Raw genomic sequence first — 12,943 nt, forward strand, 5'->3', positions numbered from 1 at the left:
ATGAAATTGATTTTATTTGTAAAATATATTATTCTTTTGCCAGAACTTTAATATTCTACCAAATAAGAGGATTGGCTGATATGGAAAATATTCTCAAGTTTTTCTTTCTTGCCTTTTTTCAATTACTACTACCTGGCCTTGGCCATTGTCTTATGGGGAAAAAAGGATCGGTTTAATTTTTATTGCTATTTTTTCCTTATCTTTAGCTTGTTATGCGGTTTCTCTGAATCCATTTCTTCCAATTGTCTGGTGGCTTCTATAATTTTTATCCATTATTCATCTCACTAAATATTTTGTTTCTTACAAACCAGAGGAAAAACAAAATTAGTCTTGCGCCTAGCAGGACTTTTATTTTGAAAAAGATCCTCTTTTCAAAGACCTTCTTTAATCTAGCACCAGTACGACCGCCACTACCGGCGGTTTTTGATTTAACCTAGCACTCCATCGTATTTTATGCTTTAATTGTGGCTACAAATGGGCACAAAGAAAAACAAAATTAGGGTCGGGGTTATATTTGGAGGAAAATCGGTTGAGCACGAGGTTTCCTTGCAATCGGCCAAGAATATCATGGAAGCGATTGATAAAAATAAATATGAAATCGTACCGATTGGAATTGATAAGAATGGCAGATGGCTTCTCAATAGCTCCACAAGGTTTTTGTTAAATGCTAATGATCCCAAACTAATTAAACTTAACAATGAAGCCAATGTCGCGTTGGCATTATCACCGGGAGAACAAAATAGACAACTTCAAAGTTCGTCTGACAAAATTCAGGCAAAACAAATAGATGTCGCTTTCCCGGTTCTTCACGGAACTTTCGGCGAAGATGGCACGATGCAGGGCTTACTAAAATTACTAAATATACCATTCGTCGGTGCGAGCGTATTGGGTTCGGCCGTGGGAATGGATAAGGACATCCAGAAACGATTACTGACGGCTGCCGGTATACTAACTGTCAATTTCTTGGTATTTGAAAAGAGTTCAAAAATAAATTTTAAAAATACTGTAAAACAATTGGGGCTGCCATTTTTTGTAAAACCAGCCAACTCCGGTTCTTCCATCGGAATATCGAGAGTAGATAACCAAAAACAATTCAAAAGTGCCGTAGCCAAAGCGTTTAAATATGACAGGAAGATTTTAATTGAGGAGTTTATTAAGGGCAGAGAATTAGAGTGTTCGGTACTTGGAAATGATAAGCCAATTGCTTCAATTCCTGGCGAGATTGTAGTAAACAATCACGATTTCTATTCTTATGAAGCAAAATATGTTGACGAGAAAGGAGCGATACTTGCGATTCCAGCAAAATTGCCAAAAAACATAATTAAAAAAATTCAAAACATTGCCGTAAAATCTTTTAAAACCCTCTGCTTAGAAGGTATGGCACGAGTAGATTTCTTTTTAAGAAACGACAACGAAGTGATCGTGAATGAATTAAATACCATTCCTGGTTTTACTAAAATCAGCATGTATCCGAAGCTTTGGGAAGCCAGTGGGATATCTTATAAAGAACTAATTGATAGGTTGATTATGCTAGCCATTAGACGATTTAACGAAGAAAAGAAACTAAAAACGTCAGTTGACTTGAGCTAAAGCGACGCCTTTATTGGAACCGCGCAATGGTTAGTGCAAGTCCTTGCCAAAAATTATTCAAAGCGAACCATTATGTCTTATAGCACCGTTGAAAGGGTGGATTGCATGGTCGCCGAGTAGTAAAATATTCATCACTGCGAGACGAATCCACGCTTTCAACGGAACGTAGAATTCTCGCTGGGAATTCAAGTGGTGATAGAAAACATAATGGCGAGCGATAATTTTTGACAAGGGCGAGCCTTACCGCATTGTAAGGTTTATGCGTCCCATCTCGTCTATTTGTTTCACGCGTACATGCACGGTTTGGCCAACCTTGAGGACATCTGACGGACGGCGGATATGATCTTTTGATATTTCGGAAACATGAACCATTCCTTCCTGGCCGGGCATAAATTCAACAAAAGCACCGAAATCCATAAGTCGGGTTACCTTACCGTCAAACTCATCACCAGGTTTGGCTTCATAAGTTATCGTTTCAATCCATTTAATCGCTTTTTCCATGCCATCCGGACTATCAGAGGTTATAAATACCGAGCCGTCCTGCTCAATATCAATTTCAACACCGGTTTTTTCAATTATTTCGTTAATTACCTTGCCCTGTGGGCCGATAACCATTCGGATTTTATCCGGATCAATTTTTATAGTTGTAACTCTGGGAGCATATTTAGATAATTCTTCACGCGGCTCTTTGATTGCTTTCGCCATGTGATCAAGTATTTCTAGTCTTGCTTTACGGGTTTGTTCCAACGCTTTTTCAAGTATTTTTTCGTCTATACCCTCTATTTTCACATCCATTTGCATGGCAGTAACACCGTCCCGCGTACCCGCCACCTTGAGATCCATGTCACCATGATGATCTTCCGGTCCTTGAATGTCTGTTAGGACCTTATACTTTTCGCCTTTTTCATCAAACATTAAGCCCATGGCAATACCGGCGGCTGGCGCCTTAATTGGAACCCCTCCGTCCATCATGGCCAGCGATGAACCACAGACAGATGCCATGGAAGAAGACCCATTGGAGGATAAAATTTCTGAAACTACTCGAATCGTATAGGGGAATTCGTCTTTGCTTGGTATCAACGGCTCAAGAGCGCGTTCAGCTAGGGCTCCGTGGCCTATTTCTCGCCGGCCAGCCCCACCCATGCGTCCGGTTTCACCGACACTGAATGGCGGAAAAACATAATGATGCATAAACCTCTTCTTGGTAAGCTCAATCTCCATCGTCTCTATCCATTGCTCCATTCCGGGAGCAGCCAAAGTCAAACTGGATAATGCTTGCGTTGTGCCACGATTAAACAAACCCGTGCCATGCGAGTGGGGGAGTATTCCAACTTCAGCGCTTATATCTCGCAATTCGTCAATCTTACGACCATCAGGACGCTTTTCACTTTCAAGAATATTTTTGTGCACAATCCTGTCAATTTCCTCTTCAAAAATTACATTGGCTTCTTTGAGTTTTTTACTTAAATCGGGATGATCGGTATATTGAGCGGCAATATACCCAGCCAGTTCGTCTTGGGCTTTGTGCAAACCCTCAACATACTCAAGTTTGTGGGGAGTGTACAAAACTTTCTCAAGCTTTGGACTGACAAAATCTCTGACCACTTTAGCTAACGCCTCGTCACGGCTAAAAACCGCCAGTTCCCGCTTTTTGGGAGCAATTTCTTCGGCAATTTTCCATTGCAACTTAATAAGCGCCTTCAGTTCTTTATGCGCCTTGGCCACCGCTTCTACAATGTCTTTTTCCGGCACTATTTTAGCACCGGTTTCAATCATGTTTATCTTGTTTTCAGTACCGGCAACCACGATATCAAAATCACTTAGTTTGCGTTCTTCATAGCTGGGGTTAAATACCAATTTTCCATCCACTCTTCCGACACGAGCCGCAGCAACAGGCCCGTCAAAAGGAATATCGGAAATCATTAGAGCCAGTGAAGCCCCGAAAAGCGCCGGAATATCAGGGTCGTTTATAGCGTCAAAAGACAGGATAGTAGCAATAACCTGGACTTCGTTTCTTATATTGTGGTCAAACCTTGGCCTTAGTGAACGATCAATTAAACGCGCCGACAAAATAGCCTCTTCCGAGGGTCGAGTCTCGCGTTTAATCCATTTTGAACCTTTAATTTTACCGGCAGCGTAATACTTCTCTTCGTAGTCTAGGGTCAGCGGAAAATAATCAACATCCTTGGTATGCGCTGACATAGTAGCGGTCACCAAAATGGTTGTTTCACCATATTGAATACGACAAGAACCGTTGGCCTGCCCTGCCAATTTACCAATTTCAATCTGAAGAGGCTTTCCAGCAAACTCTTCTTTATAGGTTTTTACTGACATCTAAAATCCGACAGAATAGAAGAGAAGAGAGTGACTTGGAGTCAGACCACAGCCATCGAATTGCCGATAACTTTGGCCTAAACCTAAGCCCTGCGCACCTTTTGTCCTTCTCTGCTTTTCTATTTAGTTGTAATTATTAAAATTTCAAATTTTAATCTAGCATATTTTAATCGGAAAAGCCAATCTTTAAAATTAGAATCAGTAGATCAAAAACTTCTTTGGGTCGTCGCCCAAGTCGGTAAAAACATCGGCGACTTCTTTGAGTTTGGCCGAGGTACTACGGCCAAATGATATGACTTCCACTTTGAGACCTTGCGAAATGCGAAGATATTCAACTAGCGGGATAAAATCGCCATCACCGGTTACAAGCACCGCCACATCAATTTTGTCAGCCAGTATCACCGCATCCATGGCCAAACCGACATCCCAATCGGCCTTTTTCATACCGCCGGGAAATATCTGGAGATCTTTTTCTTTGATCTCGTAGCCGCCCTTTTCAAGCGCTTCAAAAAAGGCTTTCTCTTCACCAGATTCAGTCCTGATAACATAGATAAAGGCGCGTATTAAGCGCCGATTGCCAACGGCCGTTTCAAGGACTTTTTTAAAATTTAACTTGGCCTTGTAAAGATTCTTGGCCGAATGGTACATATTCTGCGCGTCAACAAAAACACCGACTCTCTGGTGTTCTGAAGTTACATCGTGAGACTTACTAGTATTTTTGTGTTTGCGCTCGGCCAAAATTATTTCTTTAATCCTAAGTCTTTTACAATTTTTGCGTATCTTGTTGGCGACTCCTTTTTTAGGTAATCCAAAAGACGTTTGCGCTTGGCAACCATTTTCAAAAGGCCGGTGCGTGAACTGTTGTCCTTTGAATGTTTTTTGAGATGCTTGGCTAAAGCCTCTATTTCCTCGGAAAATAAAGCAATCTGCACTTCTGCAGAACCGGTATCCCCCTCATGAATGGCATGTTTGCTGACTATCTTTAGTTTTGTCTTGGGGTTTAACACGTTAAGTCCTTATACGCTTTTCGCCACGAAGCCCATAAGATTTTGGGCTTATCGTGGCTCAAAGCCATAGGCGGTTTAGCCAATTTCTTCGTTAAGCACTCCGGTGCTCCCTCAACGTAGTTATACTACGTCTCGGTTTGCTCCTCGTGCTTGCCTTGAACTTGGCTAAACGCAAAAGTCCTAATAAATTTAATGATAACACATATTTAAAAAATAAAAAAGCCCCTTAGCGGTGGCTTTATTAATAGCGGCTCTTTAACAAGTAATCGACCTTCTCAAGAAATATAATTGTTTCGTCTGTTTTGCCTAATTTACGAAGGGCAACACGCCAATCCTGACCCGTCTTTGTGCGTTTAATCGCTTTAATTACCCGCCCAATACCACAATTGTGGGCGGCATATAAATAATGATCGAGTTTTTCATCATCCAATATTTTTTCACCAAATACTTTTTTTAGTTCGTTAAGATTATAGTCATAGAGCAGTATTGCGGCCATTATTGACTCTATGTGCTGCATTGCGCCAACATTAAACTCTGGCAACTTAGCTAAGGGATATTTCTTCTTGATAATATTCCACGTCCCCCTTGTAAACTGCGTAAGACCTACAGCACCGGCATAATTGTAGGTAGAAAACGCCCCTTCGCCGTTACCTGCAAGCAAAATCTTAACTCTATCAAACGGATTGAATTTTAAAGTTCCTGACTTAAAAGCATAAAATTCCTGTGGATCTGTTAATTCCACTAAAACAAGGTTTATGGGAAATAAGAAGCTCATCGTTTCACTTACCTTTTTATCCGAATTTGCCAAAGATATGACACCTAAAGAATGTAGCTCTGCAACGGCAGCGACAAAATGACCCTCAAGGTGAAAGTCGCCCATCTTAATTAATTCATCTTGATGAAGACTAGTAGAGTAAGGAAAATAAATGCGTTCCGCTGGTTTACCGCTTACAAGGTCGATCCAGCCATTAGCAATCACTATCCACCCATCGGGTGCAACAACGCGAAAGGCGGTATTCCTGCCATTCCAGGTTATGCCATTTACCCTCGGCTCAATTTCAACCGTAAATTCTTTATCTAGATTAAAAAGTTTTTGGCCTTCTTTCCTAATTTTAATAAGCTTTATTTCGCCCGTTTCTGTATTCATTAATACCAGGCCAGCTTCTTTCCAGGCATAATCTGTCCTTTTTGTGGTTAAAATTTTGGATTTTTTCTTCTTGACTTGTGCTGGTAATTTTCTTGTTTCCTTATAAGTTACTATTTTGACGCTGTGCTTCAATTCCACATTTTTAAGCATCTGTTTTGCTTCATCAATTTTATCAAGCCAGCTGTATTTTTTTTCTTGAGCTTCGGCTCTGGAACAATAATGCACAGATAATGAAAAAACCACCAAAGTAGCAAATAACAAAATCCTCGCACGTAATTTGTTCATGTTTGCCTTGTTAATTTTTAAAAAACTATTTAGGAAATAGTAGCAATTTTTGTGAATAAATCAAATTAATAATGTGCGACATATCTGTGCTATAATAGCTTCATGACCATCAAAGACCTCAAAACACAATTTCTAGAATATCTGGAGATAGAAAAAAACCGTTCAGCAAAAACGGTTGAAAACTACAATCACTACCTAGTTAGGTTTATTAATTTCGCCAAAATGGGACGGCCGGAAGAAATTACCGAAGAACTTATCAGAAAATATCGGCTCTACTTAAACAGATTAAACGATGGCGGTGATAAACCGCTAAAGAAGGTCACCCAAAATTATCACATCATTGCCCTGCGGGCGTTTCTTAAATATCTGGCCAAACGTGATATCAAAACTGTTTCAGCGGAAAAAGTAGAGCTTGGCAAACAGGAAGAACGTCAGGTTACGTTTCTGGAACCGCAAGAATTGGAAAGATTTTTAAAAACGCCGGCGGGTACGGCTCTGGCTGACTTACGTGACCGTGCAATACTTGAAACACTTTTCTCCACCGGTCTTCGTGTCTCTGAACTATGCTCTTTAAATCGAACTGATATAGACGTAAAAAGAGGGGAGTTTGGAGTGCGTGGCAAAGGCAGTAAGATACGGGTAGTCTTCCTGTCCGATACTGCAAGGATGGCCCTTGTAACTTACCTGAATAAACGTCCGGATGCCGATGAAGCGTTATTCATTCGCATACCGCAGAATGAAAAACTGGAGAAATATGAAAAACTAAGACTTACTCCGCGCAGTATCCAACGTATTATCAAAAAATATGCCATTGTTGCTGGCATTGTTGGCAAGAGGGTTAGCCCTCACAGCTTGCGCCACTCGTTTGCCACCGACCTTTTGCGCAATGGCGCCGATATCCGCTCCGTCCAAGCTATGCTAGGCCACTCCTCTGTAACCACTACCCAAATTTATACCCATGTCACAGACAAACAGTTAAGAGAGGTACATGAGAAATTTCACGGAAAAAAATAGCACTCGCCATATTACCTTTTGGGAACTTCAAAAATCCCAGCGAGATTTTTTCATCTTTTGTGATTGCCGCCATTTGTCAAGATGTTCCCCTTCGACAAGCTCAGGGTCAATCATTGACAAAACCATGCTGGCGGCAACCCCAGAAGTCCCAAAAGGCAATATGGCTCGCTTCTACGTAAAAAGGATTGCAAAGTTACTTTTTAGTTGTTACTATATTAAAACTTCTTTGAAATATAAACGAGGTATGAAAAAATGCCTACAAAAATAGGCGAGGAAAAAAATTATCTTTGTGCCATTTGCAGAAAAAATCAGATAAGCAAAAAACGTATATGTGAATTATTTGAAGGCGGAGGCGGCTTTGATGGGGATATATTTGGTTTTGATCCTATTTCTTATACCGACTACCGCATAGAAGGCGGCAAATTGTTTGCAGAAAGACCAGACCTATTTTGGGAATCTGATACTAAAAGAAAGCTAGACGAATTATTAAAAACCCCAAAAAAAGAACCGCCGATTGGCGGGATTTGTACCGAATGCTTAAAAAATCCGATAGTGCTCTCACTTATGGAACACATACAATTTGAAAACAAAAGCCGATAATTATCGGCTTTTTTTATTAATCAACGATTCATGGCGTAGCAGTTTTTACCCTGATAGTCGCAAAAGAACGCGCAGAACCACCAGGAGAAGTAACTGTGTAATAAAAAGTGTAAGTATATCCGGCCTGTCTTGGATCAATTATCGCGGGACCCAGCGATCCGCCACTGCCCGGACTAAAATAGGGAACTTGTCCGCTACAGTTACCAAGCGGATCGCAAGTTTGTCCGGACGGACCCAGAACCGCGAGATCAAATCTGTAAAAAGTTCCCTCTACACTTGACCACTTGTAGGTTATTTGATCGCCCGCTTTTACCGTTATGTCAACGGAAGAATTTGCTGAAAAATTGGCCGCTGGAGTCCTCGCGTAAACAGTGGTTTCAGCAAAAACAACGGGAATATCGCCTTCGGGGTAATAAATCAGAAGCACTCCAGTTGCATTACCGGCATTGACGGTTATCTTCTCCTCACCCTGGTAGTTCGTAAGTTCTCTTAATGTACCACCGTTAAAATTGTCATATAAGTAAACTTGCCATCCCCTCGGCTCAACTGTGTAACCCACTGTAACTTCACAGCTTTGTTGGTCAACTACAATGCTGCAAGCAAAAGTTTCTTGACTAAAAAATCCGAAAACTGGCAACCGGTTATCAATACTTGCAAAAGACGTATAAGCGCGAACCATGCCCCAACCTGTTTCGTCATCGCGACCGCCAGGAGGAACATCATCAGCGGTTTTTGCGAGAATTTTCCTGATCTCTTCCGGATCTCGGATGCCAGCCGTCATCAATAAACCAGCTAACCCGCTAACAACGGCTGTGGCCGGCGATGTGCCGGTCATAATATACATTTTATAATAGGGAATACCCGTCAGGTCGTTTATTTCATTTATCCAACCCTCAACAACAATCCCATCGGAACGATTATTTTTATCCAGATCTTCATCTAGATCGCCCACTGGAACCATAATTTCTGTTTCCGGGCCATAGTTGGAATATGGGGCTCTCTTTTTTTCGCGAGCTCTTGCATCCGGAAACGTTGTCGCGCCAACCGCAATAACTTCCGGAAACGCGGCCGGGAAAATGACCCTGTTTGTGCCATCATTACCGCTCGCGGCAACAAATGTTATTTTTTTTACTGACGAACCGTATTCAACGTAATATTTGATAAGGGGGTCTTCCACTTTAGTGCCTAGCGCTAAATTCACTATCTCATTTCCCAGCCCCTCGCTTCTGTTTACAATTTCTCCGATGGCGGCAGCGATAGCAAAAGTTGAACCGCTTCCATTTTTACCAAGCACACGCCAAATATGGAACTTGGCTCGCGGCACTATTCCTGCTCCACCATGACCATTATTAGTCTTTGCCGCAATGATACCCAACATAAATGTACCGTGCAGGCCCATACCGTATGGTGAAGAGCACGGGTTATCGTCAAAATCAATATAATCTTTCTCCGGTATAATATTACCGGAATCGACGTCAGGGTGATCGCACCCGCCGCCGCTGTCTACGATGTGAATGTGGATGTCTTCTCCCCTTGTTTCATCTCGTCCCAGTTCAAAGCCGTATCTTTTATATACAGTATCCATACCGATAAAACGCAGGTGAACCTGTATAGGGTAGTACGGATCGTTGGGGGGAGCGATGTCGGACAACGCTTGGCCGGCAGACGGTTGCCCTTGTTCCACAATGTCAGTGCCAACCGCTTTATAGACAAAGTCTGGTTGGGCATATTCCACATCGGGCAAACCCTGAACATACTGAAGCATATCTTCCACCTGGATACGCTTATCAAAAGACAATGGGTACACGGAGGGAGAATCGTTACGTTTATAGACAATCCTGCCAGATAAAAATTTATCCTCTTTTCCTTTTAAAGATTTACTGGCTATTAATGCCTCCGTATTCATTTTGTGCAAAGAAATTTCTTTTTGTTGAGCAAAACTAAAGCTTACAAACGATACAAAATATATTAGAAAACAAACACTACAAAAAAGTTTTTTAATTCGCGTTTTCATTACCTATCTGCTTTCCTGTTTTTAATGTACCGTCTTCTACATCACAACTTACATGTTATTTAAATAAATGCCAAGTTCGTTTTTGAGAATACGGTTTACTTCCTCAACAGGATCTTTCGCGCTTAGTATCTGCCGCCCCATAACAATATAATCAGCACCCCTATTTATCGCGACTTTTGGGGTGGAAATACGTTTTTGGTCCCCTGGATCAGCACCAGATGAACGTATTCCGGGCACAACAAGAGTAAACTTGGGGAATCTTCCGCGCAATTCACTTACTTCTTCGGACGAACACACTAATCCATCAGCGCCCGCATTTTTAGCAATTTGTGCCAATTCCATAACTTGCTCCGCCGGTTTTCTGTGATAGATCTCCTCGCAGGTTTTGGGGTCAATTGAAGAAAGAACCGTTACAACCAGCACCTTGGTTCCCACACTTTGCAATTCTTTACAGGCCACCTCAATCATCTCCTTGCCGCCAGAACCATGCACTGTAACTGCCCACGGGGGACAGGCACGCAAATTGCGGCAAGTATTGGCAACTGTATTAGGAATATCATGGCATTTAAGGTCAGCCATAACGCGTCCGTAAACAGAAAGTTTTGGCAATAAATTTCTAAAACCTTCTCTGAAAAGTAGATCATTAACCTTCAAGATGCAGCCGGTGGTTCTAAGTTTATCAACGACAGGCAAAACTTGATCCCAGCTCATGCCATCCAAAGCTACAATTATAGGATTTTTTATTGACATTTAAAGTATTATATCAAAATCTAAGCAAAAATACCTTTTGGGAACGTGGAATTTTAGTAAAAAAGAGGAGCAGGTATTTCCTGCTCCTATGAGCCGATAGATATCGACTCTTTTTAATTTCTGGAAAAAGATTGACCTTTCCCTTTTGGTTTGTGGTTTGTGCCGTTGGACTTCTTTGTCAATTGTGGCAAATCAGAATTTGGTTAGTCAGATATAAGAGCGCGTAAAGCTCGGCGAGTTATTTCGCCAAAGTAACCGGATACCGGTTTAACTCCGTATTTTGCTTGAAGTCTTTTCACTGCATCGTGGGTTATACGTCCAAAATATCCGGTAAGCAAATCTGCGGGATAGTTGACTTCGTTAACGAGAAGCGCCTGAAGTTCTTTTACGTCAATGCCGTTTGAACCAATGGCTAAATTTCTAGAAAAATTTGATTGAATTTTTGGTACCGTATTTAGGTTGCTAATCTGACTTGATCCCGGCTGGACTATTCCGCCACTCCCGGTTTGCCATACTCCATTCGTGAAATATTGCCCCCCGTAGCTATAATCAAATGGTGTCTGAATATATGTGGAATTTTCCGGATATCCGTTTGAGTAATACCGGCCGTTAAGAAGTTGGTTTGACGGCCAAGTGCGCCATTCACCATTCCGTCCGCAAACATCTACGCTACAAACTGCTCCGCTTATAACTTTTCCCGTTGCATTATCAACTTCATTCCATGCAGTTCCACTAAGATTTTCTGGCATTAAACAAATTGGAAGTCCTGACACTCGGTCATCACCACCAACACAAGTAGATGTGGGTGAAATAGGAGCTGGTGTAGGGGTTGGGGTAGGTGTTGCTCCAAAAGTAGTGGTATTCGCAGAAATACTCAACTCTGAATTCAATGTTCCAACAGCAGTTACCCAATAAGTATAGGTAATATCGGCAGTAAGATTTGTGTCAGAATATGAATATGTATTTGAGTATGGAGATGCGCTTACATTTGTAACATAAGAACGGCCGACTTGTCCGCCATCTGGGCGATAATATAGCCTGAATACATCGTATCTATTGACTCCTGTTTCAGTGGCATTACTAGAAGCAGACCAACTAAGATCTATACGAGAAGAGGACTTGGCTACAGCAGAAAGATTGCTAGGTGGGTTGGGTCTTGAACTGGAAACTGGTGTGGGAATGGGGGTGGCTGATGAAGAAGCGGTAACACTGGGTGTTGGTGAGGTAGTTAATGTCGGGGTCGGGGTAAGGCTGGATGGTTGAGTTGGAGTTGCCGGCGTTGCGGGAATAGCAGGAGTGGCTGATTGGGCATCTGAAGCGGGTATTGGCGTGGATGTTGGCGTTGGTGTGAACGACCCTGAAGCCGGAGTCGGAGTGGCTGTCGGAGAAACTAACGGTTGAGAAGGTGAAGCTGGAATGGCTGGTATGGCCGGTACTGCAGGAACAGCAGAAGTGGCTTGCGATGAACCCGTAGAAACACCTCGGTGATATTGCGGCACTTCTTTGACTGATTTTAATTCCTCGCCTCTTTTATACCATTTAAATTCCCTGTCATTGATGCAAAATACTTTTTTGAAAAAGTCAGGATCATCAACAACGGCTTCTTCTCCGGAAGTATTGACCCAGCGAATCTTTCCTTCATCTTCATCTTCCGATTCAAAACCATATACTTTGGGGTCGTTTTGTTCGCAATTTCTAAAAAGACCGACCGTTGAAAATGCATCTCTGACATCTGCGGTTACAAGTTTAACATTGGTAAAACCTCCTAAGTGGGCATAAAATTTGAAGATTTCTGGATTGAGAAATAATCTCTTAAAACCGTGCTCGTTAATGATATATACATCAGGATCATCAGAGAAGATAGCACTAATGAGATCGCCTTCTTTGAGACCAAAATCTGATGGCTTGGCGGCACTGGTTAGGGATATTTTGTAAAAAAATATTGAGACAACAACCAATACGGCAAACAAAAAATAGGTCTTTTTCATATACATCTATTATCATCCATTTTTAATGCTGGGACTATTAAGTTATCAACATCAAAGCATTAGTATATTCCACAAAATCAAAACGGCGTCATGCCGTTTTGATTTTGTGGTGTTGGTAGAGAACAATGGAAAACTATTTTGATATTTTTGAAAAACAATCTATTCCAGCCGCTGGATTACCTATGTTGATAATTCATTGACTTTGCATACACGG

At 41.7% G+C, this 12,943-nt stretch carries 10 protein-coding genes; 3 read left to right on the top strand and 7 right to left on the bottom strand.

Features of this window, described 5'->3' with window-relative positions; translation table 11 throughout:
• Nucleotides 1-474: 474 nt before the first annotated feature.
• Nucleotides 475-1,590: a D-alanine--D-alanine ligase gene (gene ddlA / locus HYT61_03010; protein ID MBI2063181.1), complete on the top strand. Its 1,116-nt coding sequence runs from the start codon at nucleotides 475-477 to the stop codon at nucleotides 1,588-1,590.
• A gap of 240 nt (nucleotides 1,591-1,830) precedes the next feature.
• Here the strand turns inward: ddlA and HYT61_03015 are convergent, their stop codons facing one another.
• The 4 genes from HYT61_03015 to HYT61_03030 all read right to left on the bottom strand — a co-directional run bounded on the left by HYT61_03015 (nucleotide 1,831) and on the right by HYT61_03030 (nucleotide 6,363).
• Entirely contained in the window at nucleotides 1,831-3,924 is a 2,094-nt protein-coding gene (locus tag HYT61_03015) for a polyribonucleotide nucleotidyltransferase (GenBank protein ID MBI2063182.1), read from the bottom strand.
• Between the two features lie 198 nt (nucleotides 3,925-4,122).
• Complete coding sequence (locus HYT61_03020; protein MBI2063183.1) at nucleotides 4,123-4,572, bottom strand: NYN domain-containing protein; 450 nt, start codon at nucleotides 4,570-4,572, stop codon at nucleotides 4,123-4,125.
• A 92-nt stretch (nucleotides 4,573-4,664) separates the two neighbouring features.
• Nucleotides 4,665-4,931, bottom strand: coding sequence for a 30S ribosomal protein S15 (rpsO, locus tag HYT61_03025; protein MBI2063184.1), 267 nt, complete (start codon nucleotides 4,929-4,931; stop codon nucleotides 4,665-4,667).
• Between the two features lie 241 nt (nucleotides 4,932-5,172).
• The gene (locus HYT61_03030; protein ID MBI2063185.1) at nucleotides 5,173-6,363 is read right to left on the bottom strand and encodes a hypothetical protein; all 1,191 of its coding nucleotides are present in this window, start codon (nucleotides 6,361-6,363) and stop codon (nucleotides 5,173-5,175) included.
• 102 nt (nucleotides 6,364-6,465) lie between these two features.
• Here HYT61_03030 and HYT61_03035 point away from each other — a divergent pair, with 102 nt between their 5' ends.
• Complete coding sequence (locus HYT61_03035) at nucleotides 6,466-7,377, top strand: tyrosine-type recombinase/integrase (protein MBI2063186.1); 912 nt, start codon at nucleotides 6,466-6,468, stop codon at nucleotides 7,375-7,377.
• 252 nt (nucleotides 7,378-7,629) lie between these two features.
• On the top strand, nucleotides 7,630-7,977 hold the full coding sequence (locus tag HYT61_03040; GenBank protein ID MBI2063187.1) for a hypothetical protein: 348 nt from the start codon (nucleotides 7,630-7,632) through the stop codon (nucleotides 7,975-7,977).
• A 28-nt stretch (nucleotides 7,978-8,005) separates the two neighbouring features.
• On the opposite strand, the gene HYT61_03045 is transcribed toward HYT61_03040, so the two are convergent.
• The 3 genes from HYT61_03045 to HYT61_03055 all read right to left on the bottom strand — a co-directional run bounded on the left by HYT61_03045 (nucleotide 8,006) and on the right by HYT61_03055 (nucleotide 12,729).
• Nucleotides 8,006-9,991, bottom strand: a complete 1,986-nt coding sequence (locus tag HYT61_03045) for a S8 family serine peptidase (protein MBI2063188.1) — start codon at nucleotides 9,989-9,991, stop codon at nucleotides 8,006-8,008.
• Nucleotides 9,992-10,039: 48 nt separating this feature from the next.
• Nucleotides 10,040-10,741, bottom strand: a complete 702-nt coding sequence (gene pyrF, locus HYT61_03050) for an orotidine-5'-phosphate decarboxylase (GenBank protein ID MBI2063189.1) — start codon at nucleotides 10,739-10,741, stop codon at nucleotides 10,040-10,042.
• 203 nt (nucleotides 10,742-10,944) lie between these two features.
• Complete coding sequence (locus HYT61_03055) at nucleotides 10,945-12,729, bottom strand: peptidoglycan-binding protein (protein ID MBI2063190.1); 1,785 nt, start codon at nucleotides 12,727-12,729, stop codon at nucleotides 10,945-10,947.
• Nucleotides 12,730-12,943 lie beyond the last annotated feature (214 nt).

The organism is Candidatus Yanofskybacteria bacterium, assembly GCA_016181175.1.
Taxonomy (GTDB): domain Bacteria; phylum Patescibacteriota; class Minisyncoccia; order 2-02-FULL-40-12; family IGHO2-01-FULL-4-A; genus 2-01-FULL-44-17.